Genomic DNA, 26,045 nt, shown 5'->3' on the forward strand with positions numbered 1-26,045 from the left:
TAGTGTAGCATAGGAGTCTATGACGCCCGATCCGAGCGCGCCCGCGGTTGCCCTTCCGGTCCACGCCGCCGCAGCGCCCGCCGACAAGGCGAGGCCGAACTACAAGCTGCTCGGGCTGCTCGCGCTCGGGCACCTCGTCATCGACACGAACCAGGGCTCGCTCCCCGCGCTCCTGCCGTATCTGAAGACCGCGCTCGGTCTCACGTACACGGCGACGGGCGTGATCGTGCTCATGGCCAACATCTCGTCGTCGCTTATCCAGCCGCTCTTCGGCTTCCTCGCCGACAAGACGGCGCGGCGGTGGCTCCTGCCGTTGTCCGTGTTCCTCTCCTCGCTGGGCATCGCGCTGAGCGGCGTGGCGCCGTCCTACTACGCCGTGCTGGCGCTCGTGATGATCAGCGGCTTCGGCGTCGCCGCGTACCACCCCGAGGGTTATCGCACCGCGACCCAGGTCGCCGGGGAGCGCAAGGCGACGGGCGTCTCCATCTTCTCGACCGGCGGCAACATCGGTATCGCGGTCGGCCCGCCGTTCATCACGCTCCTCCTCACGGGCTTCGGCATGCCCGGCACCCTGGGCATGTTCCTGCCGGGGCTTCTCGTGGCGGGGCTCCTCATGGTCGTGCTGCCGGGGCTGTCGCGGCCGCTGCCGGCGCGCGCGCAGGGCGCGGCATTGGCGCCGAAGACCATGGTCAGAGGCATGAGCCTGCTCGTCCTCGTCATCTCCATCCGCGCGTGGACCCAGCTCGGGTTCACGACGTACATGCCGTTCTACTACCTCGAAGTCCTCAAGGGCGACCCCCGCATGGTCGGCACGCTCCTGGCCGTCTTCCTCGGCGCGGGCGCCGTGGGCACGCTCATCGCGGGGCCGATCTCGGACCGGATCGGCCACCGCCGCTACATGGTCAGCGTGTTCTTCCTTGCCGCCCCGCTCGCCGTGGCGTTCCTGCTCGTGAGCGGCGTGTGGACCTTCGTGTTCCTGGCCGCCCTCGGGTTCGTCCTCGTGTCGACGTTCACCGTCTCCGTGGTGCTGGGGCAGGCCTACATGCCGCGCAATCTTGGGATGGCCTCAGGGCTCATCGTGGGCTTCGCTATCGGCGCGGGCGGGGTCGGCGCCACCGCGCTCGGCTGGGTCGCGGACCACTGGGGTTTGTCCTCGGCGCTGTGGATCTCGGCGCTCATGCCGATCCTGGGCTGCGCCGTCTCCCTGACGCTGCCCGAGCCTCGCTCGCGCTGACCTGAGCCCGCCCGTGAGCCTCCTCTCCCGCTTCCAGGATGGCGAGCAGACGCTGCTCATCGACCAGCGCGGCAAGCGCCATCTCATCCTGTTGAGGAAGGGCGAGACCTTCCACTCCGACCGCGGGTGGATCAAGCACGAGGACATCATCGGGCGGCCCGACGGCTCGTGGGTGCGCACCTCCAAGAACACGCGCTGCCTCGCGCTGCGCCCAACGCTGGCCGAGTACGTGCTCGACATGCCGCGCGGCGCCCAGGTCATCTACCCGAAGGACCTCGCGATGGTTCTCTTCTGGGCCGACATCTTTCCGGGCGCGCGCGTGATCGAGGCGGGGATGGGGTCGGGCGCGCTGACGCTGGCGCTCCTGCGCGCCGTCGGGCCCGAGGGCAAGGTCATCACGTACGAGCAGCGCGAGGACTTCGCGCGGCGCGCGCTCGCCAACATCAAGATGCGCATGGGCGAGGTGTCGAACCTCGCGGTTCGGCTGCGGCCCGTGGAGGAGGGGCTCGCCGAGGAGGAGCCGGTGGACCGGGCCGTCTTCGACCTGCCCGAGCCGTGGCATCTGGTCGATCCCGTCACGCGCGTCCTGCGCTCGGGCGGCATCTTTCTCTCCTACGTGCCCACGATCATCCAGTCCCACCAGCTGTCCGAAGCGCTCCGCCGGCACCCCGGATACTCGCTCGTCGAGACCTTCGAGACGCTGATGCGGCCGTGGAACATCGACGGGCTGTCGGTGCGTCCTTTCCACCGCATGGTCGCGCACACGGGCTTTCTCACCGTCGCGCGGCGCGTGGTGCCGGAGGAGGGTGGAGCGCAGCCTCACGTCGAGCATCCCGAGGGCCACTGAGTGCTGCTCGAGCGCTGCTTCGGTCTGGCGCGCTCGGGAGCGACAGTGGGCGGCGAGGTCCGCGGGGGCCTGACCACCTTCATGGTCATGGCCTACATCATCTTCGTGAACCCGGCCATCCTGGGCTTCGCCGGCATCCCGGCGCTCCAGGGGCAGGGGCCGCCCTTCGCGGCCACGCAGGCGGCGACGTGCCTCGTGGCGGGAGTTATGACGATCGCCATGGGGCTCGCGGCCAACTACCCGCTCGCCCTCGCCTCGGGGATGGGGCTCAACGCCGCCGTCGCATTCCAGCTCGTGGCCGGCATGAAGCTGCCGTGGCAAACCGCGATGGGCGTGGTCGTGCTCGAGGGCGTGGCCATCACGGTCTTCGTGCTCACCGGGCTCCGCGAGGCGATCATGCGCGCCATCCCGGCCTCGCTGAAGCGGGCCATCGGCGTCGGCATCGGGCTCTTCATCCTCTTCATCGGCTTCAACGCGGCCGGCATCGTCAAGATCGGACCTCAGGGCGTGCCGCTGACGCTCGGAGACCTGACTTCGGCGCCGGTCGCGGTGTCGCTCTTCGGGCTGCTGCTGATGCTGTGGTTCCAGGCCCGCGGCACGACCGGTGGGCTCCTCCTCGGGATCGTCCTGACCACGGCGCTGGCGATGGGAGTCAACGCGTGGACGGGGGGCCGCGCCTTCCCGCTGCCGGGGCAGGCCGTGATCCCGGCGCGCTTTGTCGCCTGGCCGGACTTCTCGAGCCTGGGCGCCGGCTTCGACTTCTCGATCTTCGCCCGCGTTGGGGTCCTGACCGCCATCGTCACGATCTTCTCGATCATGCTGTCGGATTTCTTCGACACCATGGGCACGGTGATCGGGGTGGGCGCCGAGGCGGGATGGCTCACTCCCGACGGCAGGCTCCCGCGCCTGAACCGCGTCCTGCTCGTCGATTCGCTGGCGGCGGTGGCGGGCGGGGCGGCGGGCGCGTCGTCGGCAACGACCTACATCGAGTCGGCGGCCGGCGTGGCGGCGGGCGCGCGCACCGGCCTCGCCTCCGTGGTCACGGGCGGCTGTTTTCTCCTGGCGCTGTTCTTCGCTCCCGTGGCAGGCGTCGTGCCCGCCCAGGCGACGGCGCCCGCGCTGATCCTGGTCGGCTTCCTCATGACCTCGCTGGTCCGGGACATTCCCTTCGGCGACCTCGAGGAGGGATTCCCGGCGCTCCTGACCGTGACGCTGATGCCCTTCACGTACTCGATCACGGACGGCATCGGGGCGGGCTTCGTCGCGTACTGCGCCATCAAGCTCCTGCGCGGCAAGGGGGCGGAGGTCCACGGCATGATGTACGGTGCCGCGGCCGCCTTCCTCATCTACTTCGCGCTGCCCGCCATCCGCCCCCTCCTTCGCATCTAGCAGGCGGGAACCGCCTGTCCAATGCCTTCTACGTCCTGTGGTAGGCTAGGTGCTCTGCCGTCTTGCCGGCTGAATCCGCCCTAAGGAGGTCGCGTTGCTGATCGGCGCCATGCGGGAGTATTTCAAGGGGTTGAAGCTCATCCTCTTGTTCGTCATCGTCGCGTTCATCGCGACGTCGCTTTTCTACTTCGGCTCGGGCTCCCTCAAAGGTGACGGCGCGCGCTCGGCCGCGCCCGCCACGGTCAACGGCGAGGAGATACCGGCCGCCCGCTTCCAGCGCATGCAGCGGAATTACCTCGAGTACTACCGCCGCGCCAACCGGCAGGACATCACGCCGGAGATCGCCGAGCGCATGGGGCTGACCCAGCAGGTCATCAGCGAGCTCGTCCAGGAGGCGCTCATCATCCAGCAGGCCAAGCGCGAGGGCATCACGGTCAGCGACGAGGAGCTGCGGCTCCGCATCCAGTCGATTCCCGCTTTCCAGGAGGACGGGCGCTTCTCCCGCGAGCGGTACCTGGCCCAGCTCAAGCAGACCCGCATTGACCCCGGAGAATTCGAGACCGAGGTGCGCCGGGACCTCGTGCGCCAGAGGATGGAGGCGCTCGTCAAGGACGGCATCAAGGCGTCCGACGCCGAGGTGGAGCAGGCGTACATGACGCGCTTCGAGCGCGTGCGCGCGGACTGGGCCTCCATCGAGAGCGCGCCGCTGATCGCCCAGGTGACGGTCAGCGACGCCGACGCGGAAGCGTACGTGAAGACGCACGAGGCCCAGTTCAGCCGCCCGGATCGCCGCCAGATCCAGTATGTCCTGATCTCCCCCAAGGCCTTCGCCAAGGCCGTGCCCGACGCGGACACCGAGGCGTACTACAAGGAGCACCGGGCCGAGTTCGAGCGGCCCAAGCGGCTCAAGACGTCGCACATCCTGGTGCGCGTGCCGCCCACCGGCGGCAGCGAGGCCGAGAACAAATCCAAGGCCAAGATCGAGGAGGCGATCCGGCGGGCGAAGGCCGGCGAGGATTTCGGCAAGCTGGCCAGGGAGCTGTCGGAAGACACCGCGACGGCGCCCCAGGGCGGCGATCTCGGCTTCGTGGGCAAGGGCGAGATGGTGCCGCAGTTCGAGGAGGCGGTATTCGCGCTGAAGAAGGGGGAGATCTCGCCTCAGCCCGTGCGCACGCCCTTCGGCTATCACGCAATCATGGTTTCCGACGTGCAGGACGGCGGCGTCCAGCCGTTCCGCGACGCGGCAGTCAAGGTCAAGGCGAAGCTCGCCGCCGAGCGCAGCGAGCGCGCCGCCCAGACCAAGGCGGACGAGGCGCGGCCCGGATTGGCCGCGACCAAGGATTTCGCCGCTGAGGCGAAGAAGCTCGACGTCGAAGCGAAGGAAGCGACGGTTGCTCGCGGTGACGGGATCGAGGGCATCGGCCGCGACCCGCAGCTCGAGGAGGCGATCTTCGGTCTCGCGGTGGGCGGCGTGTCGCCGCCGATCAAGACACCGGGCGGCTTCGTGATCGCCCGCGTCGCCGAGTCCTTCCCGGCCGGTGTGCCACCCTTCGCCGAGATCAAGGACAAGGCGCTGAACGCGGTCAAGCGCGAACGCGCGGGGGTCCTGGCCGAGGAGCGCGCCAAGGCTTTCGCGGCGAACGTGGGGACCGGTGACTTCCTGGCCGCGGCGCGTCGCGACAAGCTTGCCGCCGGCGAGACGCAGCTCTTCTCGCGCGGCGAGCCTCCGAAGGACAAGGAGGCGCTGCCGGGCGCGGTGCTGCTGGCGGCCCTACACACCCCGACCGGCGCGATCTCCGAGCCCGTGCGGACCGGCACCGGGTTCTACGTGGTCAAGACGATCGAGCGGCGCGCCGCCGATCTCCAGGGCTTCGACAAGATGCGCGACCAGGTGCGCGGTCAGCTGCTCGAGGCGAAGCGGAACCAGGCGTGGGAGCGGTGGATCAAGGCACTCTTCACGGGCGCCAAGATCCAGGTGCAGGGCGAAACAATCTCGGAGCGGTAGAGACACGCATGTCCATCCAGCGCACGCCCATGACGGGCGAAGGGCACACCCGCCTCAAGGAAGAGCTCGACCGCCTGAAGCGCGTCGAACGGCCCGCCATCACGAGGGCGATCGCCGAAGCCCGTGCCCACGGCGATCTCAAGGAGAACGCCGAGTACCACGCCGCCCGCGAGAAGCAGAGCTTCACCGAGGCGCGGATCAATGACCTCGAGTCCAAGCTGGGCGCGGCCGAGGTCATCGAGCCGCCCACCTCCGGCGACCGCGTCACGTTCGGTTCCACGGTGCGCCTCGAGGATGAAGCCGGCAAGGAAAGCCGGCACCAGATCGTGGGATCCGAGGAGACCGATCCCGCCCGCGGCCGCATCTCCATCATGGCCCCGCTGGCGCGGACGCTGATCGGCAAGAAGGTGGGAGACACGGTAACGGCGGAGCTGCCGGGCGGCAAGAAGACCTTCGAGATCCTCGCCGCGAACTTTCCCTGGGACGAGAAAGCGTAGCCCGCGGCGCGGGCGCCTACCTTAGCGCGTCGCGCAGCTCGCGGGTGAGCGCTTCCACCGTTCCGCGCGTACCGCCCTGGAGCTTGTTCTTCCACTCGCCTTCGGTCTCGAAGCGGCGGTCCTTCAGGCGGTCGCTCCAGGGCTTGACCGCCTCGCGGATCGCGTTGTGGTCGAAGGGGTCGCGCTTGAGCTCTCGCGAGCGCGCCATGACGTCGGGAGCCACGCGGATGAAGGCGCGGAGCGCCGCGCCCGTCTTGATCGAGTACTTGCGTCCGGCCCACGCCGCGGGAAAGACGCCCGCCACCGCCTTCACGTAGTTCAGGAAGAAGCGCTTGGCTCCCTGGCGCAGCTCGGTCAGGCGCGCTCCGCCGCCGATCTTCTCCACGGTCTCGAGGAAGTCCACGATCTCCTCGGCCAGCGGCGCCTGCGAGACGCGCCCGCGACCGGTGCCGAGCATCTTGATCTCGCCGGCGAGCGGCGAGGTGTCGTCCTCGTTGAGCGAGCGGATGACGTCGTGGGCCAGCGCCTGGTTCGGGTCGGGGTAGAGCTTGCGGCCGGCCAGGCTCACGATGTGCGAGGGGTTGAGGCGCGTGTGCTTGGCGTTGATCGTCACGAACAGCTCGACAATCTGCCGCGCGTCGAGCCTGTCGAAGAGAACCGCGGGGACCTCGATGCTGAGATTCTCGCCCGCTTGGGTGAGCGCGTGGAGCGCCAACAGCCTGTGCTGGCCGTCGAGCACACGGAGCACGCCATGCTCCTCGGGGATCTGCAAGAGCCCCAGGTCGTGCTGGCTCGCCATCGGCGTGAAGGTGAAGCGCTTCTCGGAGGTGATGATGACCGCGCCCGGGATGGCGGGCAGGGTGCCCGCGTCTTTGCAATCTCTGTAGTAGGCCACGAGCTCGTCGATCTTGCGGCGGATGACCGGGCGCTGGTACGCGGCCTCGCTCTCGCCGATCCGCTTCTCGAGCGCCTCCCAGTTCACGCGCGAGCGATTGCCCCGCTTGGCCTTGGCTGGAGGAGTGGCCGCGCCCGCGTAGCCCAAGACCTCGAACTTGACCAGGCGATCAATGTCCTTGGCCGAGAAAGAGGCCTGGAAGAATTCCACGCCAAACTGCTTCACGCGGTGCGCGGGAACGGTGATCATGACCCTCCTCCACCTTTCTGAGGTCAGGGTGAGTTACTGGTCCGAGCAGGCGATACTCTAATAGAAGGATAAACCCCTGTCAACATTTGCCTTTTTTGAGACTGCCCACTGCTGGAGACACCCTGTATGATGTGGTCTGGAGCGGCTTTACCCACACTATGTGGGCAAGCTGGGGATGAATCTGCTAACGCGCTGAAAAGATTGGGGAATGGCATCCTGAGCCGGTGGATTGGGGACAAGTGACCGATTTCCAAGCAAAATGGGGGCAAATGAGGCCGTCCAAGCCATGACGGATGAACGCTCACTCAGTCCGCTTCAGGATCGCGCCGCGGTGATCGATGTCGTGCTCGGCTTCGCCCGATCGCTCGACGTCAAGGACTGGGTGGCGTGCCGGCGCTGCTTCGCGGACGAAATCGAGACCGACTATTCGGATCTGCGCGGCGAACCGGCGTCCACCGTCAAGGCCGACGACTTCGTCGCCCTGAGACGGGCCGCGCTCGAGAAGCTCAAGACGCTGCACTTGAGCGCCAACCACCTCGTCACCGTGGACGGTGATCGCGCCACGTGCGTGTCCGCGGCGGTCATTCACCGCTTCCGGCCCGAGGACGGCGCGCGCTTCGACACCTACTGCGCCTACACCCACGCCCTCGTGCGCGGCGCCTCGGGGTGGAAGATCCACAAGGTCAAGCAGGCCGTCTACTGGAACACGGGCAACCCCGACATCCACGCCGGCGCGCGGCGATAGGTCAGCGGGCCGGCGCCTTTCGAAGAAAGTCGAAGTCGCAGCCAGCGTCGGCCTGGAGCACGTGGTCTAGGTAGAGCTTCCGGTAGCCGCGCTCCGGCGAGGCGACGGGCTTCCACGTTGCCCGCCGCTTCGAGAGTAGGGCCTCGCTCACCAAGAGATCGAGCTTCCGCTCCTTCACGCTCAGACGGATCCGATCGCCCGTCTCGACCTGCGCCAGCGGACCGCCCACGGCGGCCTCCGGCGTCACGTGGAGCACGATCGTGCCGAAGGCCGTGCCGCTCATCCGCGCGTCCGAGATGCGCACCATGTCCTTGACCCCGGCGCGCGCGAGCTTCTGCGGGATGGGGAGATAGCCCGCCTCGGGCATACCCGGCGCGCCCTTGGGGCCCGCGTTCTTGAGGACGAGGATGCTCTCGGGCGTCACCGGCAGGGCAGGATCATCGACGCGCGCCGCCAGGTCCTCGAGCGACTCGAAGACCACGGCGGCGGCCTCGATCTCGAAGAGGCGCGAGTCTGCGGCCGAGCGCTTGAGGATGGCGCCGCCCGGCGCCAGGGAGCCGAAGAGGGCGACCAGCCCGCCTACGGCCATGATCGGCTCGGTGCGGGCGCGGATCACCGAGCGATCCACGTAGCGCGGAGCCGCGTCGAGCCGCGCGCCCAGCGTCTCGCCCGTGACGGTCAGGCAGTCGAGGTGGAGCTGGGGCCGCAGCTCGGCCAAGACGGCGCCCAGGCCTCCCGCGTTGAAGAAGTCCTCCATGTAGAAATCGCCTGAGGGCTTGAGGTCCACCAGCACCGGCGTCTCGTCCGAGATCCGGTTGAGCCGCTCGAGGGAGATCGGCACGCCCACGCGGCCCGCGATCGCCGTCAGGTGGATGATGGCGTTGGTCGAGCCGCCGATGGCGAGCAGCACGCGGAGCGCGTTCTCGAACGCCTCGGGAGTGAGGACGCGCTCGGGAGTGAGCCGCGAGGCAACCAGCCGCACCGCGGCCTCGCCCGTCGCCTCGGCGGCGCGCAGCCGGTCCGCGTGAACGGCGGGGATCGCCGCCGTCCCCGGCAGCGTCATGCCGAGGGCCTCGGCGAGGCAGGCCATGGTGCTGGCCGTGCCCATCACCGCGCAGGTGCCCGCCGTCGTCGCAAGCCGGCTCTCGATTCCTTCGATCTCGTCCTTGGAGATCTGGCCCGCGCGGTAGCGCGCCCAGAAACGGCGGCAATCGGTGCAGGCCCCGAGGCGCTCGCCCTCCCAGCGCCCCGTCATCATGGGCCCCCCGATGAGCTGGATGGCGGGGACGCCGGCGGAGGCCGCGCCCATCAACTGCGCCGGCACCGTCTTGTCGCAGCCGCCGACGAGGACGACGGCGTCCATCGGCTGGGCGCGCACCATCTCCTCGACGTCCATGGACATGAGGTTGCGGTAGAGCATGCTGGTCGGCTCGAGGAAGACTTCGCCGAGCGAGATGGTCGGGAAGTCCATCGGCAGGCCGCCCGCCGCGAGGACGCCGCGCTTGACCGCGTCGATCAGCTCGGGGAAGTGGCGGTGGCAGTTGTTGAACCCGCTGCCCGAATCCGCGATGCCGACGACTGGTTTGGCGAGGCTCTCGGCCGAGTAGCCCATGGATCGGGCGAACGATCGCCTGAGATAGAGCGCGAAATCCCGGTCGCCGTAGTTCGTCAGCCCGCGAGAGAGCCCCTGGTCCATGTCTCGCGCCCCGTCTTGTCCTGGGCGGCCTCCTACCTCATCTCCGGGATGACCCAGAGGGGCTTCTCGCCCCGCGCCACCCGCTGGACGTTGTCGAAGGCGTTCCGGAAGGCCTTGGTCCAGTTCTCCCAGGTCGGCCCCGCCGAGTGCGGAGTGAAGGTGACGTTCTCGAGACCGAAGAGCGGGTGGTTGATGAGCGGCGGTTCCTCGACCATGACGTCGAGCCCCGCCGCGGAGATCTGCTTCGAGAGGAGCGCGTGGCGCAGGGCCTCTTCGTCCACGACGGGGCCGCGGCAGGTGTTGATCAGGATGGCGTCCTTCTGCATCATCGCGAACTCGCGCGCGCCCATCATCTTGCGCGTGGCGTCGTTGAGCGGAACGTGCAGGCTGACCACGTCGGAGGTCTGGAGCAGCTCGGGGAAGAGCGTGAACTTGACGCCGAGGGCGTCCTCCTGGTCTTCGGTGAGCCGGACGATGTCGTAGTACTGGATGTCCATGTCGAAGCCTTCAGCGCGGCGCGCCACCTTCTTGCCGATGGTGCCGAGGCCCACGATGCCGAGCTTCTTGCCCGCCAGCTCGTACGTCCGCGTGGTCGAGAAGTCGCCGACCCGCCACTTGCCATGCGTCACGTTGATGTGGTGCCAGGCCATCTTCTTGTAGACGGCGAGGATCAGCATCATGGTGTGCTCGGCGACGGCGACGGAGTTGGAGCCGCCGTTGTTGGCGATGGGCACGCCGGCCTTCTTCGCTGCGGGTACGTCGACCCTGTCGTAGCCCGCGCTGATGAGCTGCACCAGCTTGAGCCCCGACCCCGCCTTGAAGAAGGCCTCGCCCATGCCGGCCCGCGGGAACCCGACGTAGTACTCGGCGCCCGCCACGTGCTTGAGGAAGTCCGGGTGGTCGTGCTCGGTGACGACCAGCTCGTATCCCGCGGGCACCATCGAGCGGGCGGTATCCATGATGGGGTCGGGCATCTTCGGGGCGAAGACGATCTTGGTGGCCACGCGATTCTCCTTTGGTCCGGGTTCCGGGCTAGGGCTTCGGTTGGAGCAGCATGTAGGTGGCGCGCCCGACGGCGACGAGCTTGCCCGTGCCGTCGGTGATGCGGGCCTCGCCGAACGCGACGGAGCGCCCGCGGCGCAAGAGCCGTCCCTCGGCGACGATGTCACCGTCGCCCGCCGCGGCGAGAAAGCTGACGTTGAGGTCGAGCGTGGCCTGTCCCACGCCACCGGCGGCGTTGTCGTGGGTCGTGCCGAGGGCGCCGCCGACCGCCATGTCCACGAGCGCGCTGAGCACGCCGCCGTGAACCGGGGCGCCGGCCGCGTTCCGGAGTCCGTCCTTGACGGGCACGCGGAGGCGCACCCAGCCCTCGCCGGCGTCGTCGACCTGGACGCCCAGGTAGCGCCAGAAGAGGTTGGCCTGGGCGCGCTCGCGGGTCAGGGTCAGGAGGTCGGCGGGCATGGGGGCCTAGTTATACCGAAAACTCGCGCGGGACTCAACGGAAGCTGTCCGATGCCCTTGCTTCCGCCGGGCGTTTGGGCGAGGCTATCCTGGTGACGGCCTGTCCGGACTGCGGGCACGAGAACGCCAGCGGCCAGAAGTTCTGCGGCGAGTGCGGCGCGGGCCTGGCCAGCCGCTGCCCCACCTGCGGCACCGTCAGCCCGCTGGGCCAGAAGTTCTGCGGCGACTGCGGCAGCGCCATCGCGCCGGGCACTGCGCCGGCCGCCGCCGCGCCCGCCGCCGCCCGCTTCAGCTCGCCGCACGCCTACACGCCCAAGCACCTCGCCGAGCGCATCCTCACCTCGAAGACCGCCCTCGAGGGCGAGCGCAAGCAGGTCACGGTCCTCTTCGCCGACATGAAGGGCTCGACGGAGCTGCTCGCCGACCGCGACCCGGAGGAGGCGCGGCGGATCCTCGACCCCGTGCTCGAGCGGATGATGGAGGCGGTGCACCGCTACGAGGGCACGGTGAATCAGGTCATGGGCGACGGCATCATGGCGCTCTTCGGCGCGCCGCTCGCCCACGAGGACCACGCCGTGCGCGCGTGCTACGCGGCCCTGCGCATGCACGAGGCGATCCGGCGCTACACGGAGGACGTGCGGCGCACCCACGGCGCCGAGGTCCAGATCCGCGTCGGGATCAACTCCGGCGACGTGGTGGTACGCTCGGTGGGCAGCGACCTGCGGATGGACTACACCGCGGTCGGGCAGACGACGCACCTCGCCGCGCGCATGGAGCAGCTCGCCCCGGCCGGCACGACTCGGCTCACCGCGGACACGCTGCGCCTCGCAGAGGAGTTCGTGCAGGTGCGCCCGCTCGGGCCCATCCCCGTCAAGGGCCTCGCCGCGCCCGTGGAGGTGTTCGAGCTGACGGGCGCCAGCGCCGTCCGGACGCGCCTGCAGGCCTCGCGGGCCCGCGGGTTCAGCCGCTTCGTGGGCCGGGATGGGGAGATGGACCAGATCCGGCAGGCGGCCGCCCAGGCCCGGCAGGGGCGGGGCCAGCTCGTCGCCGTCGTCGGCGAGGCGGGGGTCGGCAAGTCGCGGCTCTTCTACGAGTTCACCCACTCGCACCACGTGCTCGGCGCGAACGGGGGTGGCTGGCGGGTGCTCGAGGCCAGCTCGGTGTCCTACGGCAAGGCCACGCCGTTCCTGCCGCTGGCCGAGCTATTGCGCGGCTACTTCCGCATCGACGACCGCGACGACCTGCGCAGCGTCCGGGCCAAGGTGACGGGCACGCTCCTCACCCTCGACCGCGCGCTCGAGGAGGCCGTCGCGCCAGTGCTGTGGATCCTCGACGCCCTCGAGCCCGGGGCCGCGTTCCTCGGCCTGGAGCCGCCGCAGCGCCGCCGGCGCGCCATGGAGAGCGTTAAGCGGGCGCTGCTGCGCGAGAGTCAGGTACAGCCGCTGCTTCTCCTGTTCGAGGACCTCCACTGGATCGACACGGAGACGCAGGCCGTCCTCGACAGCCTGGCCGAGAGCCTGGGGAGCGCGGCCGTCCTGCTCGCCGTCAACTACCGGCCTGAGTACCGCCACGGCTGGGGCAGCAAGACCTACTATCGCCAGCTCCGCATCGACCCGCTGCCGCCGGAGAGCGCGGACGCGCTGCTCCGGGCCCTCCTCGGCGCCGACCCGTCCACCGCGCCGCTCGCGCCGCTCCTCATCGCGCGGACGGAGGGCAACCCGCTCTTCCTCGAGGAGAGCGTGCGGACCCTCGTCGAGACGGGCGCCCTCGCCGGCGAGCCCGGGGCGTACCGGCTCGTCCGGCCCGCCGCCACCATCCAGATGCCCGCGACGGTCCAGGCCATCCTCGCCGCGCGCATCGATCGCCTCCGCCCGGAACTCAAGCGCCTGCTCCAGGCTGCCGCCGTCGTGGGCAAGGATGTGCCCGTGGCGCTCCTCGCCGCCGTCGCGGAGATGGCGGACAACGCCCTGCACCCGGCGCTGGGCGAGCTACAGACCGCGGAGCTCCTGTACGAGGCGCGCCTGTTTCCCGACATCGAGTACACGTTCAAGCACGCCCTCACCCACGAGGTCGCCTACAACGGCGTGCTCCAGGAGCGCCGGCGTGCGCTCCACGCCACGATCCTCGAGAGGCTCGAGCGCCTGCACGCCGACCGCCTCGCCGAGCACGCCGAGGTGCTCGCGCACCACGCGGTGCGGGCGGCCATCCCAGACAAGGCCGTCCGCTACCTGCGCGAGGCGGGGGCGAAGGCGGTCGCGCGCTCCGCGAACCGCGAGGCCGTCGAGTTCTTCGAGCGTGCGCTGGCGCTCCTCGCCGAGCTGCCCGAGACGCGGGATACACTGTCCGAGGCCCTCGACCTGCGCATCGCCCTGGGCACGCCACTCATCGCCGTGCACGGCGCGCCCTCGCCGCTCGTGGAGGCGTCGTATCTCGCCGCGCTGGAGCTGGTGGAGGGCCTCGACGACGCCGCGCGCCGGTTCACCGTGCTGTGGGGTCTCTGGTATGTCCGCTACACAAGGGGTGACTACGGCCCCGCGGTGGAGGCCGGCGAGCGATTACTCGCGATCGCCACGCAAGGCGACGACCAAGGGCAATTGCTCGAGGCACACCATACCCTGTGGCCCACGCTGGTGTCGATGGGCGAGGCGAAGCGCGCCCTGCCGCACATGGAGCGCGGCGTCGCCCTCTACGACCGGGAGCGCCACGGATCATATGCCCTGCTCTACGGCGGCCACGACCCCGGCGTGTGCTGCCGCTACTACCTGGCGCTGAGCCAGTGGGCGCTCGGGTATCCCGAGCAGGCGCTGGCCTCGGCGTACGAGGCGTCGCGCCTCGCCGAGACGCTGGGACATGCGTTCACATCAGCCATCGCGCTATGGTTCGCCACCTTCGTCCACTACCAGCGCGGCGATCGGCCCGCCGCGGTCGCCAGCGCCGAGCGCGCCCTCGCCCTCATCGAGACGCATGGCTTCGCGGCCTGGGCCACCGACACGGTCATGCTCCTCCACGCGTCCCGAAGCGGGCCTGAGGGCGTCGAGCCGCTGAACGCCCTGCGCCGGCAGATGGCGGCGGCACAGAGCACCGCCTGGCGCCGCGTGATGAGCGGCTGCATCCTCGCGTCGCTATACGGCGAGGCCGAGGCGTCGGCGCAAGGACTGGAGGTGCTGGCATCGCTGGGAGATCCGGATGGCGGCGGCTACTATGGCTCCGAGATCGCCCGGCTCGAGGGTGAGCTGCGACGGCGGCTCGCGCCACATGTCCCCGAGGATGCCGCGCGCTGCTTCGAGCGGGCGATCGAGATGGCGCGTCGTCGGGACGCGAGGTCGTTCGAGCTGCGCGCCGCGACGAGCCTCGCCCGCCTGTGGCGCGACCAGGGCCGGCGCGAGGACGCGCGCCGTGCGCTCGCCGACGTCTACGGCTGGTTCACCGAGGGCTTCGACACCCAGGACCTCCGCGCGGCGAAGGCCCTGCTCGACGAGATCGCGTCGGGCTAGAGGCCCCGCCGGCTCAGTAGCTCCCGCCCAGCTTGCGGTGATCCCAGCTCGTCACCCTGCGTGAGACCCAAACGCGCACGTCGGCAGTGGTAGACTCCTCACCTGGCTCGGGAACCGCCTGGACCAAGGAGGCGACATGGCGACCAGGATCGGCATCATCGGGGCAGGGGCCATCGGCTCGATCGTCGGCGGCATGCTGACGAAGGCCGGCCACGACGTCACGCTCATCGAGCAGTGGCCGGAGCACGTCGAGGCGATGAAACGCGTGGGCCTCCGGCTCTCGGGGACCTGCGGCGAGCACGTGGTTCCTGTCAAAGCGCTCCACATCCACGAGGTGCAGAGCCTTCGCGAGCCCTTCGACGCCATCTTCATCTCGGTCAAGAGCTATGACACCGAGTGGGCGACCGCGATGGCGGTGACTAATCTCCGCCGGCCGGACGGCGTGGTCGTGGACTTCCAGAATGGGATCAACGACGAGCGCGTAGCGGCGGTGGCGGGCAGGGAGCGGACGCTCGGCTGCGTCATCACGATTAGCGCGGGTATGTACGAGCCGGGCCACGCGATCCGCACCGACAGAGGCGCCGTTGGCTTCAAGATCGGCGAGCACGACGGCAAGGACACGCAACGCGCACGGGAAATTGCGCTCATCATGAACGACGTCGCGACCAGCAAGGTCACGACTAACCTCTGGGGCGAGCGCTGGTCCAAGCTGGCCGTCAACTGCATGGTCAATCCGATCTCGGGGCTGTCCGGTTTCGATTCCGCCGAAGCGCGGACCGACCGCGTGCCGCGACGCATCGCCGTCTTCACAGCGGCCGAGGTGATCCAGGTCGGGCGCGCGCGCGGGTACGAAGTCGAGCCCATCTACAGCATCGAGACCCAGCGCTTCGTGGACGCGACCCAGGGCAAGGGACTGGACGAAGTCGAGGCCGACATGGCGCGCGACGCCAAGAGCCGGGTCGGCGGCCGGCCCTCCATGCTCCAGGACGTGATGAAGGGGCGCCGCACCGAGATCAACTATCTCAACGGCTACGTCGCCGAGCAGGGGCGGCAGGTCGCCGTGAAGACGCCGCTCAACGACAAGATCGTCGAGCTGGTCAACGCCCCCGGCGTAGGCCTCCTCAAGCCCGATCCGAAAAACCTCGATCCGCTCTGGGCCCTCGTCCCACACTAGATTTGACGGCTACGACGGCTTGGGCTAGGCTCGGCGCGTGCTCGACCTCGTGATCCGCGGCGGACGTGTCGTGACGCCCCAGGGCGTCGGCTCCTGGGACGTGGGCGTGCAGGACGGGCGCATCGCGGTGCTGGGCGCCCCCGGCACCATGCCCACGGAGGCCGCCCGGGTCATAGACGCGACGGGCCTCATCGTCACGCCGGGCGGCGTCGAGCCCCATACGCACCTCGCTCACGCGATCATGTCGCATCCGGAGTCGCCGTCCATCACGCTTGGCCCCGAAGAGGACACGCGGGGCATGGCCTGTGGCGGCACCACGACCCACATTGATTTCTGCTACGTGCGGCCGGGCAGCGACATCATGCCGGTGCTCGAGCAGCGCGCCGCGCGGTGGAAGGGGCAGTCGCACGTGGATTACGCCTTCCACATCACCTTGGCGGGCGCGCTGCCGCTCCGCGTCTTCGAGCAGATCCCCGAGGCGATCCAGCAGGGGCACCCGTCCTTCAAGGTGTTCACGACCAACATCCTGCCGCCGCACCCCAAGCGCGCGGGCAACCGCCTCGACTTCGGGCGCATCGGCTTCGCCATGGAGAAAGTCGCCGCGCACGGCGGCATCATGGTCGTCCACGGCGAGGACGAGGACCTCGTCCAATTCAACTACGAGCGCTTCCGCGAGGAAGGCCGGATGGACGGGACGAACCTGCACCTCGTGCACAGCAAGCTCTCCGAGCTGCTGGCCTTCCGGCGCACGATCGCCCTGGCGAAAGCCAACGATGCGGCAGTGTACTTCGTCCACACCTCGGCCAGGGAGGGCGTGGACGCGATCGGCGAGGCGCGATCCCTCGGCCTGCCGGTCTACGGGGAGACGCTCCACCAGTACGCGTGCTTCAACGCCGAGTACTACAAGACGCCGCGCGGCTTCTGCTCCCACACCTATCCGTCGCTGAAGTTCCCCGAGGACCAGAAGGCGCTCTGGGACGGGCTCGTGCACGGCGGGCTCTCGACACTGGCGACCGACGAGTACCCCACGAGCCTCGAGCTCAAGCTCAGGGGGCGCACGATCGAGGATGTCACGGGCGGCAACGTGGGCGCGGAAGCGCGCCTTGGCATCGGCTTCACGGAGGGCGTGGGCAAGCGCGGCATGACGCTCGAGCGCTTCGCCGACATCACGGCGACGAATGCCGCGCGAATATTTGGTCTCTACCCTCGCAAAGGCGTGATCGCGCCCGGCAGCGACGCCGACTTTGCCCTCATCGACCCCTCGATCAGGAAGACGCTCGCCAAGGACGACTTCCACGTGACGGACTACAGCCCGTGGGAAGGCTGGCAGGTGACGGGTTGGCCCGTCGTCACCATCCTGCGCGGCCACGTCATCGCGGAGCGCGGCAAGCTTCTGGGCTCGACGTCCGACGGCCAGCTCCTGCTCCGCAAGCTCGATCCCCAGGTGTTGCAGCGCCCCATCTGCTGACCGGAGGTTTCCCATGGCCGGCAAGCACTTCGAAGAGCTCCTGGTCGGGCAGGTGTTCCAGCATCAGCCCGGCCGCACCGTCACCGAGGCCGACAACGTCTTTTTCTCGTGCCTCACCATGAACCCGCAGCCGCTGCACGTGGACTTCCACGCGGCGGCCAAGGCCGAGTTCGGCAAGCCGCTCGTCAACAGCCTCTTCACCCTGGGCGTGGCGGTGGGGCTGTCGGTGGGCGACACGACGCTCGGCACGACGGTGGGCAACCTCGGCTTCGAGAAGGTCGAGTTCCCCAAGCCCGTCTTTCACGGCGACACCATCTATTCGGAGACCGAGGTGGTCGAGAAGCGGGACTCCAAGTCCCACCCCGAGTGGGGCATCGTCACCTTCGAGCACCGCGCCAAGAACCAGCACGGCGACCTCGTCATGCGCTGCCGGCGGGCGGCCATGATGCGCAGGACAAAAGGCTGAGCGTGCGCCGCTCGCTCCACTTCGTCCCCGGCGGCCAGGAGAAGATGATCGCCAAGGCGTTGACGCTCCCCGCCGACGGGCTCATCCTCGACCTCGAGGATGCCGTGCCGCCGCAGCAAAAGCCCGCGACGCGGCCCATCGTCCGCCGCTGGCTCGAGACGCTCGACTTCGGCGGTCGCGAGCGCTGGGTCAGGATGAATCCCATCTTCACCGAGCACGCCGTGCCCGACCTCGAGGAGACCATCACCGCCCGGCCGGACGGCTACCTCGTTCCCAAGCCGCGCACCGCTGACGACGTGAGGCGCATCGCGGCCCAGCTCGAGCGCCTCGAGGAAAAGCACGGGCTGCCGTTCGGGTCGACCAAGCTCATCCTGATCGCCACCGAGACGCCGCAGGGCCTGCTGAACATCGGCGAAATCACCGCAGCAAGTAATCGTATCGTCGCCATCTCCTGGGGTATCGAGGACCTGTCGGCGGCCATGGGCCTGCCGCGCGTGCGCGACGACGCGGGGCGTTACCTGGACATCCCGCGCCACGCGCGCGTCATGTGCGCGGTCGCCGCGTCCGCCGCGGCAGTCGAAGCCCTCGACACCGTCTACACCGACATCCCCGACCTGGACGGCCTCCGCCGCGAGTGCCGCGATGGAGTCGCGATGGGCTTTAGCGGAAAGATGTCCATACACCCGAGCCAGATCGAGGTGATCAACCAGGAGTTCACGCCGTCCAAGGCCGAGGCTCTAGACGCGCTGGCCCTGATCGCGGCCTTCGAGGAGCACGCGAACAAGGGCGCCGGCGCCTTCTCTTGGAAGGGCCAGATGATGGACCAGCCGCATCTCACGCGCGCGAAGAAAATCGCCGAGCGCGCGCGGCGGGCGGGCGTGATCTGAAGCGCGGCCTCACGCCGCGCCGCGCCGCCGTGGCCATGGCGGCGCTCCTCATCGCGAGCGCCATCGTCTTCGCCCTGCCGCTCGGCCGCCGCCCGCTCGACAACCAGGACGAGGCGCGCTACAGCCTGCTGGCGCGGAAGGCCGTCGAGGGCGGCTACTGGATCCTGCCTCGCGTCCGCGGCGAGGTCTACCTCAACAAGCCGCCGCTCTACTTCTGGACGGTGGCCGTCTTCGCGCTGCCTTGGGGAGTCGTCACCGATGCGAATGCGCCCATCGCCTCGGTCGCCTCGGCGCTGGCGGGCCTCCTCGCCGTCTTTGCCATCGGACGCCTGCTGTGGGGCGCGCCCGCGGGGCTGGCCGCCGCGCTCATTCTCGCCACGAGCCCCTTCTACTTCTTCATGGCGCACCAAGTCCTGACCGACATGATGCTCACGGCCTGGATGAGCTGGGCGCTCTACTTCTATCTGGCCGCCGGCCGCGCGGCGAATCCGCTCCGGCCGCTCCTCGGCTTCTACCTTTGCGTTGCGGGCGCGCTCGCGAGCAAGGGGCCGGCCGCGCTCATGGCGCTCGTGGCTGTCGTGGCGGCGACCCTGGCCGCGGACGGCTTCCGCGGGCTCAAGCGCCTGAAGCTGCCGCTGGGTCTCGCCCTCATCGCGCTGACGGCGCTGCCCTGGCTCCTGCCCTATCTCTTTCAGCGCGAGCGGAGCTACGGTCGGGCCGTGGTGATGACGGACTATCTCGGCTGGTATTTCAGGAGCGCCGTCGCCTCACGGCTGGAGGCGGTGGCGGGGCACCTCGCGCGCTTCCTGCCGTGGGGCTTCTTCATCCTTCCCGCGGGATTGTGGTGGGTTCGCGAGCGCGATGCCCATCGGCAAAGACTGCTGGTCTGGGCGGCGACGCTGATCGTGCTCCTGAGCCTCTCGGGAGAGCAGCGGGCCCGCTACTTCCTTCCGCTGTGGCCCGTCTTCGCGCTTCTGGTCGCCGACTTCTTCGTGGGGGCCGCCGAGCGGGCCCGGGGGGTGGTGACGGGGGCGGCCGTGGTCTATCTCATATTAATGATGGGGGTGGGCGCCTACGTGCTCTGGGGCACGGCCTCGGGTCCGGACGCGGTTTTCCTTCCGGTCGCCTCGTGGGAGCGCTATGTCGTGGCCGGAGCGCTCGTCGCGGGCTCGGCGCTCGCGCTGCTCAGCCTGCGGGTGGATCACAGCGGCCTGGCGGCGTCGGCCTGGATCGCGATGGGCCTCGGCATAGCGTTGGCCGTGACGGCGCACGGCTACCCGCCCCGTTTCGCCAAGGACCACGACTACCCCGGAATCGCCCGGCGCATCACACCTCTTCTCGATCCGGCGCAGCCGCTGCTGGCCTATCCCGACGCCAACCTCGCCTGGGATTTCTATCTGCGCAGTCCCGTGAGCGAGGTGAGGAGCGAAGGCGAGGCCACAGCGCTCCTCGCCGCCCAGCCCAAGGCGCGGCTCCTGATCCGCGCGGAAGACTGGCAGCGGCTCAAGCCCCAGGCCGACGCCGGCTGGAAGGTGCTCGACGAAGGGCAGGTCGGCCGCCGCCGCTTCGTGCTGCTGGGCAGCTAACGGACAAGGAGATCGGCATGGAATTCCAGCTTCGAAAGATCGGACACGTCGTGCTCAATGTCAGCGACCTCGACGCCTCGGTGCGCTTCTACCAAGAGGTGCTCGGCCTGCGCGTCACGGACCGCTATCCCGACAGCATGGTGCCCGGGAGCATGGTCTTTCTCTGTGTGAGCGGCGACCATCACGGGGTGGCGCTCGTGGGGGGCGGCAGGAAAGCCGAGGGAGACCGGGAGGCGACCAAGGCCGCGGGCGGCAGCCTCAACCACTTCGCCTTCGAGGTGGGATCCCTCGACGAGGTGTTCCGCGCCCGCGCGTGGCTACGAAAGCATGGCGTGCCCATTGTCTTCGAGGGCCGGCGCCGCGCGGGCTGTCAGATCGCCGTGGAGTTCACGGACCCAGACGGCAATAACCTCGAGATCTACTGGAACATCGACCAGATCGGCACCGACGGCCACGTCCGCCCCGCGAGCCAGTGGCGCCAGGCGCGTTCCCTCGAAGACGCCGTCGCCAATCCCGTGGAAGGCCAGACCCTCCCGACGTCGTTCCGATAGGTCGGGCTGGGCCAACTCGCAGGCGGCTCAAAAAGGTCCAGATGCGAGGCGGCGCCCCGCGGCGAAGGCCGTCGAGAAGGGTCCAGATGCGAGGCGGCGCCCGAAGGCCGCAGGCGAGGCGTAGTTTCTCTACGTTGAGCCCGCGGCCGAGGGCGCCAACGAAGCAGATGGGCCCTTATCGGCGGCCTGCGAGCCTGCTAGAACATCATTACCGAGCGCGCCACTTCGCCCGCCTTCATGGCGCGGAAGAACTCGTTCACGTCTTCAAGCTTGCCCCGGCGCGTGATCATCTCGTCCAGCTTGAGGCGGCCCTGCCGGTACAGCTCGATGTAGCGCGGCATGTCCACCTTGAAGCGGTTCGACCCCATGCTGCAGCCCTGGATCTTCTTCTCGCGGAGGAACATGTAGCCGTCGAGCTCGACCTTTTCTCCCATCGGGATCATGCCCACGACGGTGGCGGTGCCGCCCGGCCGGATGCAATCGAAGCACTGCTCGGCGGCGATCTTGAGGCCGATGCACTCGAACGAGTAGTCCACCCCGCCGTTCGTCAACGCGCGGATGGCCTGCACGGGATCGCCTGATTTGGCGTTGACCCCGTGGGTGGCGCCCAGCTCGCGCGCCGTGGCGAGCTTGGCCTCGACCGTGTCCACGGCGATGATCATGCGCGCCCCGGCGATGCGCGCGCCCTGGATCGCTGCGAGCCCGACGCCGCCGGCGCCGAAGACCGCGACGGTCGATCCCGCCTCGATCCGCGCGGTGTTCAGCACCGCGCCGACGCCCGTGGTGACGCCGCAACCGATCAAGGCGGCGCGGTCCAGCGGCATCGTGTCGTCGATCTTCACGAGCGCGTTCTCGTGCACCAGCATCTTCTCCGCGTAGGCGGACAGGTTGGCGAACTGGTTGACGGGCTGGCCCTTCCAGGAGAGCTTGGGCGGATCCGTCTTGGCGCGGACGGGTCGGGTCTGGCAGAGGTGTGTCCTGCCGGTGAGGCAGTAGTCGCAGTGCCCGCAGAAGACCGAGAGACACGCGATGACGTGGTCGCCCGGCTTGAACTCGCTGACCTGGAGGCCGACCTCCTCGACGATGCCGGCTGCCTCGTGGCCGAGAATGGCGGGCGTCGGGAACGGGTAATAGCCGTCCACGAAGTGCAGGTCGCTATGGCAGACCCCCGAGGCGACGACACGCACCAGCACCTCGCGGCCGATGGGCTTGTCGATGTCCACTTCCTCGATCGTCAGCGGCTGATGCGGACCATGGAATACGGCAGCCTTCATATCGTCCTCCTCTATCGGTCTAGTGGGATCCGGGCGGCGTGCAGGCACAGACATTGCGCCGCCTCGCCCGAGGTGTCAAGGCCCCCAAGGTTCTCGAGTCGGTCCTCGAGCACGTCGTCAGACCGCGCCGGAATCGGAGAGCGTCCGCGTGGCGGGGTCATCGAGATGGGCGATGCAGTTGAGCAGCCGCACCCGCCACGGCGCCGGATGGTCTACGACGGTGAGCGCTGTATTCTCCCAGCGTACCGGGACCTCCTGGCCCTCCGGCAGGATCAAGTGTCTTGCGGCCAGGGAGCGGCAGACGAGCCCGTGCGTCACAACCGCAAGATGCCCGCCGGTCGCGGTGGCGGCCTCCTGCACGAGCGCCCAGGCGCGATCGACGCGCGCGTGGAAGACTTCCCAGGTCTCGCCGTTCGGCGGCGCGTAGTCCGGCGCGAACATGTCGAAGCCGAGCTCCGCGTAGGGCGTGCCCCGGAGATCGCCGAAGCTGCGCTCCTGCAGCAGAGGGTCGTAGCTGATGGGCGCGCCCGTCACGCGCTGAAGATGCTCGGCCGTCGTCGCGGCACGGGCGAAATCGCTCGAGAGGATGGCGGCGATGCCCTCCGCCTCGAGACGGCGGGCGAGGCGCTCGGCTTGGGCGACGCCGCGGGGAGAGAGCGGGTTGTCGGGCAACTGAACGGTGCGCGAGGCGTTGCCGAGCGTCTCGCCGTGACGGATCAGGAAGATCGCCATCCGGGAGCTGGAGACGGCTTAGATCACGCGCTCGCGTCGCAGCGCCGCGATGTCGACTGAAGCGTAGCCGAGGCCCGCGAGAATCTGATCAGTCTGCTGGCCGAGCTTGGGCGCCGTCGCGCGCACTCCTACGTCGCTCGCTGACATCCGCACGGGCGTGCGGATGTGGGGCACGCGTCCGAGCTCCGCGTCCTCGGCGTAGACCACGAGCTCGCGGTGCTGGACCTGCGGATCGGCGAAGAGCTCTGCGTAGGTGTACACGGGCCCGCAGGGCACGCCCGCGTCGTCCAGTACCTTGCTCCAGTGCGCGGACGACGCTGTCGCCAGGACCGCCGACAGTTCCGCTTCGAGCACGACACGATTGCGCATGCGGTCGGCGCCGCGGCGGAAGCGCGGATCATCTATCCACTCCGGATGCCCGAGAGCCTTGGCGGCGCGCTCCCAGATGCCCTGGCCGGCCGCGCCGATCATCATGTAACCGTCTTTCGTCTCGAAGCGTTGGTACGGCGCGTTCTGACGGTGGCGCGAGCCCTGGCGCGTGGGCTCCTTGTGATCGGCCAGCCAGCCCGCGCTCGTCCATGAGGAAAAGCCCACGGCTGTCTCGAGGAGCGAGCACTCGACCTTCTGCCCCTGGCCCGTGCGCTGGCGCTCGTAGAGCGCCGCGAGGATGCCCTGGGCCCCCCACATCCCGGTGCCGAGGTCGCAGATGGGCAGGCCGACGGAGGTCGGCGGACCGTCAGGCTCTCCAGTGACGTGCATGATCCCGCCCATGCCCTGGGCGATCAGATCGAAGCCGCCCCGCTCGCGGTAGGGGCCGTCGGAGCCGAAGCCGGAGAGCTGTGCATAGACGAGGCGCGGGTTCTCCTGCTTGAGCGTCTCGTAGCCGAGGCCCGCCCGGTCCATGACTGTCGGGCGATAGTTTTCGACAAGCACATCCATGCCCGTCACGAGCTTGAGGAAGATCTCCTTCCCGCGGGGCGCCTTGTAGTCGAGCGTCAGGCTTTTCTTGTTGCGGTTGATGTAGCGGAAGTAGGGATTGCGCTCGCTGCCGTCGCCCATGGCGCGCGAGGAGTCGCCCGCGCCGGGCCGCTCGACCTTGATCACGTCCGCGCCCATGTCGGCCAGGATCATGGTGCAGTAGGGCCCCGCCATGTGCTCCGTCAGGTCGAGGACCTGGAGACCTTCCAGCGGACCCCGCGGATTCTTCTCGGCCATGCCGCCTCCGTGAAAGTCGTACGTCCACGCGTCCGACTTGCCAATCCCGGGGAATCATAGCACTCCGTGGCGCGGACATGAGCGGCGCCCGGCGAGCTGGGCCCGGGTTCTTGTCGAGTCCGGAGATCCGGTGCTACGCTGGCGGACGCCATGTCTGCACCACCCCCTCCGCGCGATCCGCTCTTCGAGCCGGCACTTGAGGAACTTGCCCGTGGTGCCCTTCGTCCGGCGATGATGGCCGGGCGCCGGCGGGTGGTCCGGCAGACCCTCGTCTATGCCGGGCTCGCCCCATTCCTCCTGGCCGTGCTGCTCCCGCTTGTGTGGATGGTGATCACGGCGTTCAAGGACGAGCGGGACCTCTACGCGATGGGTTTCCCGCTGTGGTTCCACGAGCCGCCGACCCTTAAGCATTTTCACCTCTTGTTCACTCAGACCTGGTTCGCCACGTGGGTTGTCAACACGGCGTTGGTGTCGGCCTCCGTCGTCGTGATCACGGTGGTCACAGCGGTTCCGGCGGCCTACGCGCTGGCGCGGCTCCGTCTGCCGGGAGCGGGGAACCTCGGCATCGCGCTCTTCATGACCTACCTCGTGCCGCCGATCATCCTGTTCCTCCCCCTCACGTATGTCGTGGCCCGGCTCGGGCTCATGGACTCGTGGTGGGCGCTGGTGCTGGTCTATCCGACGTTCACCATTCCGTTCTGCACGTGGCTGATGGCAGCCTTTTTCCGCACGGTGCCGCTGGAGATCGAGGAGGCCGCCTGGATCGACGGCTGCGGCGTGGCGGGCGGCCTTCTCCGTGTGGCCCTGCCGCTCAGCATGCCCGGCATCGTGACCACGGCGATCTTCGCCTTCACGCTGTCGATGCAGGACTATCTCTACGCCGTGGTGCTCTCGTCCCCCGTCGAGCAGAAGGTGATCACGGTCGGCCTGTCGACCATGCTCATCAGGGGCGACATCTTCTTCTGGGGCTCGCTCATGGCGGGCGCCCTGCTCGTGGGCGTGCCCACCGCCCTCGTCTTCAACCTGGTCCTCGACCGTTTCGTCCGCGGCCTGACGGGCGCCTGACCCCGGCCGTCGCCGGGCTCAGGGCCGTACGGCGGGCGCCTCGAATGTCATTCCGCGCGCGCGCCACATCAGGAATAGCTCGAGATCGACGAATTCGGGGGCGCCGTATTCATGCGGTTCCGCGCGCATCCCGACAAGACAGTTGCGCAGCCGCCGCTGGAGCGAGCCGAGGCTCTGCCACTCCAGGCGGTAGAGCGGATATCCGGTCGGGTGCGCTTGCGGTATGACGTTGCCCGCGAGCCGCCGCCCCCAGTTGTCGTCGTGACACTGGCTGCAGGCAAGATTGAGCTGGCCCTGGCGCCGATGGAACGCCGCGCGGCCGGCATCGAGGAACGGCTGCGTCCGCTGGTCGATCCCGAGCTCGATCGGCAGGCCGCGTGATTGGCGCGCGACGTAGGCGGTCAGCGCCAGCAGGTCCCTGCCCTCCCAGGTAAGCGCCGGCGCTTTCTGCTGGTTGATGCGGCAGGCGTTGATGCGCTGCTCGAGGCTGACCGGCCGTCCCCGCGCGGGGTCGAACGACGGATGACGGGCGGCGACGCCCTTCATGCTCGCGCGGGCATCGCCGTGGCAGTCGGCGCAGGCGCGGCCGGCGGTCCCGATCTTCCGGTTCCACAGCCCTTCGCCCTCGAGCACCCAGAGCAGGCCCGGATTGGCGCTGTCGTCGTCCTGCATCGCGCGCGTCTCACGGCTCATGAAGTCGTAGCCCGAGCGGCGCTCGGAGCGCGGGATCTCGCCGGCGAATGCCGACGTTGCCATCACGATTGCACCTACCGCGGCGCAGAGTCGCCGCACTTAACCGACGGTGATGGCGACCGACTCGGTCACCGAAAAACCACTGTCGCCGGTCCAGTGGAACGCAATCGTGCCGCTCTCCGTGGCGACCGTGGAGAACGCGATGAACGGATTCGCGGCGATCGCCGGGTGCAGCTCGGCGCGGAAGACTTCCGTGCCGTTGTAGGTGCACACGAAGAGCCTGATGATGTCACGCGGGATCAGCACGCCGAGCTGGCTGCGGCGATACCCGGTCTCCATCGGATGCGAAATCAGCGTCTTGACATCGATGATCTCGCCGCGTCTAGCCCGCGCCGGCACGTTGATCAGCGCGCTCGCCACGG

23 protein-coding genes are annotated in these 26,045 nt (G+C 69.0%); 14 read left to right on the plus strand and 9 right to left on the minus strand.

Annotated features, from left to right (window positions below):
- Positions 1-19 precede the first annotated feature (19 nt).
- From VGV06_14455 to greA, 5 genes are all read left to right on the plus strand, one after another.
- Complete coding sequence (locus VGV06_14455) at positions 20-1,234, plus strand: MFS transporter (GenBank protein ID HEV2056347.1); 1,215 nt, start codon at positions 20-22, stop codon at positions 1,232-1,234.
- 13 nt (positions 1,235-1,247) lie between these two features.
- Complete coding sequence (locus VGV06_14460; protein HEV2056348.1) at positions 1,248-2,081, plus strand: tRNA (adenine-N1)-methyltransferase; 834 nt, start codon at positions 1,248-1,250, stop codon at positions 2,079-2,081.
- Positions 2,082-3,470, plus strand: coding sequence for an NCS2 family permease (locus VGV06_14465; protein HEV2056349.1), 1,389 nt, complete (start codon positions 2,082-2,084; stop codon positions 3,468-3,470).
- Positions 3,471-3,564: 94 nt separating this feature from the next.
- Entirely contained in the window at positions 3,565-5,475 is a 1,911-nt protein-coding gene (locus tag VGV06_14470) for a SurA N-terminal domain-containing protein (GenBank protein HEV2056350.1), read from the plus strand.
- A 14-nt stretch (positions 5,476-5,489) separates the two neighbouring features.
- On the plus strand, positions 5,490-5,972 hold the full coding sequence (greA, locus tag VGV06_14475; protein HEV2056351.1) for a transcription elongation factor GreA: 483 nt from the start codon (positions 5,490-5,492) through the stop codon (positions 5,970-5,972).
- A gap of 16 nt (positions 5,973-5,988) precedes the next feature.
- Here greA and VGV06_14480 read toward each other — a convergent pair whose 3' ends face one another.
- A complete protein-coding gene (locus VGV06_14480) occupies positions 5,989-7,116 on the minus strand; it encodes a DGQHR domain-containing protein (protein ID HEV2056352.1) in 1,128 nt (375 codons plus the stop codon).
- A gap of 286 nt (positions 7,117-7,402) precedes the next feature.
- Between VGV06_14480 and VGV06_14485 the strand changes: the two genes are divergently transcribed.
- Complete coding sequence (locus VGV06_14485; GenBank protein ID HEV2056353.1) at positions 7,403-7,861, plus strand: nuclear transport factor 2 family protein; 459 nt, start codon at positions 7,403-7,405, stop codon at positions 7,859-7,861.
- 1 nt (position 7,862) lies between these two features.
- Here the strand turns inward: VGV06_14485 and VGV06_14490 are convergent, their stop codons facing one another.
- The 3 genes from VGV06_14490 to VGV06_14500 are packed head-to-tail and all read right to left on the minus strand — an operon-like array spanning position 7,863 to position 11,018.
- Positions 7,863-9,557, minus strand: coding sequence for an IlvD/Edd family dehydratase (locus VGV06_14490; GenBank protein HEV2056354.1), 1,695 nt, complete (start codon positions 9,555-9,557; stop codon positions 7,863-7,865).
- A 32-nt stretch (positions 9,558-9,589) separates the two neighbouring features.
- Positions 9,590-10,561 carry a 2-hydroxyacid dehydrogenase gene (locus VGV06_14495; protein HEV2056355.1) on the minus strand — a complete coding sequence of 324 codons (972 nt, stop codon included), beginning with the start codon at positions 10,559-10,561 and terminating at the stop codon, positions 9,590-9,592.
- Positions 10,562-10,589: 28 nt separating this feature from the next.
- On the minus strand, positions 10,590-11,018 hold the full coding sequence (locus VGV06_14500; GenBank protein HEV2056356.1) for a PaaI family thioesterase: 429 nt from the start codon (positions 11,016-11,018) through the stop codon (positions 10,590-10,592).
- A 92-nt stretch (positions 11,019-11,110) separates the two neighbouring features.
- On the opposite strand from VGV06_14500, the gene VGV06_14505 reads away from it, so the two are divergent.
- The 7 genes from VGV06_14505 to VGV06_14535 all read left to right on the plus strand — a co-directional run bounded on the left by VGV06_14505 (position 11,111) and on the right by VGV06_14535 (position 20,644).
- Positions 11,111-14,512, plus strand: coding sequence for an adenylate/guanylate cyclase domain-containing protein (locus VGV06_14505; protein ID HEV2056357.1), 3,402 nt, complete (start codon positions 11,111-11,113; stop codon positions 14,510-14,512).
- Positions 14,513-14,648: 136 nt separating this feature from the next.
- Complete coding sequence (locus VGV06_14510; GenBank protein HEV2056358.1) at positions 14,649-15,686, plus strand: ketopantoate reductase family protein; 1,038 nt, start codon at positions 14,649-14,651, stop codon at positions 15,684-15,686.
- Positions 15,687-15,723: 37 nt separating this feature from the next.
- Positions 15,724-17,154 carry an amidohydrolase family protein gene (locus VGV06_14515; protein ID HEV2056359.1) on the plus strand — a complete coding sequence of 477 codons (1,431 nt, stop codon included), beginning with the start codon at positions 15,724-15,726 and terminating at the stop codon, positions 17,152-17,154.
- Between the two features lie 13 nt (positions 17,155-17,167).
- Positions 17,168-17,620: a MaoC family dehydratase gene (locus VGV06_14520; protein ID HEV2056360.1), complete on the plus strand. Its 453-nt coding sequence runs from the start codon at positions 17,168-17,170 to the stop codon at positions 17,618-17,620.
- 2 nt (positions 17,621-17,622) lie between these two features.
- Positions 17,623-18,507 (plus strand): CoA ester lyase, encoded by an 885-nt coding sequence (locus VGV06_14525; GenBank protein HEV2056361.1) that lies wholly within the window; start codon positions 17,623-17,625, stop codon positions 18,505-18,507.
- Positions 18,508-18,542: 35 nt separating this feature from the next.
- A complete protein-coding gene (locus VGV06_14530) occupies positions 18,543-20,093 on the plus strand; it encodes a glycosyltransferase family 39 protein (protein ID HEV2056362.1) in 1,551 nt (516 codons plus the stop codon).
- A gap of 17 nt (positions 20,094-20,110) precedes the next feature.
- On the plus strand, positions 20,111-20,644 hold the full coding sequence (locus VGV06_14535; GenBank protein ID HEV2056363.1) for a VOC family protein: 534 nt from the start codon (positions 20,111-20,113) through the stop codon (positions 20,642-20,644).
- A gap of 197 nt (positions 20,645-20,841) precedes the next feature.
- Here the strand turns inward: VGV06_14535 and VGV06_14540 are convergent, their stop codons facing one another.
- The 3 genes from VGV06_14540 to VGV06_14550 all read right to left on the minus strand — a co-directional run bounded on the left by VGV06_14540 (position 20,842) and on the right by VGV06_14550 (position 23,865).
- Complete coding sequence (locus tag VGV06_14540; GenBank protein HEV2056364.1) at positions 20,842-21,918, minus strand: Zn-dependent alcohol dehydrogenase; 1,077 nt, start codon at positions 21,916-21,918, stop codon at positions 20,842-20,844.
- A 117-nt stretch (positions 21,919-22,035) separates the two neighbouring features.
- The gene (locus VGV06_14545; protein ID HEV2056365.1) at positions 22,036-22,650 is read right to left on the minus strand and encodes a histidine phosphatase family protein; all 615 of its coding nucleotides are present in this window, start codon (positions 22,648-22,650) and stop codon (positions 22,036-22,038) included.
- 18 nt (positions 22,651-22,668) lie between these two features.
- Entirely contained in the window at positions 22,669-23,865 is a 1,197-nt protein-coding gene (locus VGV06_14550; protein HEV2056366.1) for a CoA transferase, read from the minus strand.
- 252 nt (positions 23,866-24,117) lie between these two features.
- On the opposite strand from VGV06_14550, the gene VGV06_14555 reads away from it, so the two are divergent.
- Positions 24,118-24,930, plus strand: a complete 813-nt coding sequence (locus tag VGV06_14555; protein HEV2056367.1) for a carbohydrate ABC transporter permease — start codon at positions 24,118-24,120, stop codon at positions 24,928-24,930.
- A gap of 18 nt (positions 24,931-24,948) precedes the next feature.
- On the opposite strand, the gene soxA is transcribed toward VGV06_14555, so the two are convergent.
- On the minus strand, positions 24,949-25,686 hold the full coding sequence (gene soxA, locus VGV06_14560) for a sulfur oxidation c-type cytochrome SoxA (protein ID HEV2056368.1): 738 nt from the start codon (positions 25,684-25,686) through the stop codon (positions 24,949-24,951).
- Between the two features lie 36 nt (positions 25,687-25,722).
- Positions 25,723-26,043, minus strand: coding sequence for a thiosulfate oxidation carrier complex protein SoxZ (gene soxZ, locus VGV06_14565; GenBank protein HEV2056369.1), 321 nt, complete (start codon positions 26,041-26,043; stop codon positions 25,723-25,725).
- Between the last annotated feature and the right edge of the window lie 2 nt (positions 26,044-26,045).

Source organism: Candidatus Methylomirabilota bacterium (assembly GCA_035936835.1).
Taxonomy (GTDB): domain Bacteria; phylum Methylomirabilota; class Methylomirabilia; order Rokubacteriales; family CSP1-6; genus AR37.

What these genes read in the sequence shown, in the direction of transcription:
- VGV06_14540 (HEV2056364.1), bottom strand. Translation starts at nt 21,918, where the DNA reads ATGAAGGCTGCCGTATTCCATGGTCCGCATCAGCCGCTGACGATCGAG.
- VGV06_14530 (HEV2056362.1), top strand. Translation starts at nt 18,543, where the DNA reads ATGGCGGCGCTCCTCATCGCGAGCGCCATCGTCTTCGCCCTGCCGCTC.
- VGV06_14480 (HEV2056352.1), bottom strand. Translation starts at nt 7,116, where the DNA reads ATGATCACCGTTCCCGCGCACCGCGTGAAGCAGTTTGGCGTGGAATTC.
- VGV06_14520 (HEV2056360.1), top strand. Translation starts at nt 17,168, where the DNA reads ATGGCCGGCAAGCACTTCGAAGAGCTCCTGGTCGGGCAGGTGTTCCAG.
- soxA (HEV2056368.1), bottom strand. Translation starts at nt 25,686, where the DNA reads ATGGCAACGTCGGCATTCGCCGGCGAGATCCCGCGCTCCGAGCGCCGC.
- VGV06_14535 (HEV2056363.1), top strand. Translation starts at nt 20,111, where the DNA reads ATGGAATTCCAGCTTCGAAAGATCGGACACGTCGTGCTCAATGTCAGC.
- VGV06_14510 (HEV2056358.1), top strand. Translation starts at nt 14,649, where the DNA reads ATGGCGACCAGGATCGGCATCATCGGGGCAGGGGCCATCGGCTCGATC.
- VGV06_14550 (HEV2056366.1), bottom strand. Translation starts at nt 23,865, where the DNA reads ATGGCCGAGAAGAATCCGCGGGGTCCGCTGGAAGGTCTCCAGGTCCTC.
- VGV06_14490 (HEV2056354.1), bottom strand. Translation starts at nt 9,557, where the DNA reads ATGGACCAGGGGCTCTCTCGCGGGCTGACGAACTACGGCGACCGGGAT.
- VGV06_14545 (HEV2056365.1), bottom strand. Translation starts at nt 22,650, where the DNA reads ATGGCGATCTTCCTGATCCGTCACGGCGAGACGCTCGGCAACGCCTCG.
- VGV06_14455 (HEV2056347.1), top strand. Translation starts at nt 20, where the DNA reads ATGACGCCCGATCCGAGCGCGCCCGCGGTTGCCCTTCCGGTCCACGCC.
- VGV06_14500 (HEV2056356.1), bottom strand. Translation starts at nt 11,018, where the DNA reads ATGCCCGCCGACCTCCTGACCCTGACCCGCGAGCGCGCCCAGGCCAAC.
- VGV06_14485 (HEV2056353.1), top strand. Translation starts at nt 7,403, where the DNA reads ATGACGGATGAACGCTCACTCAGTCCGCTTCAGGATCGCGCCGCGGTG.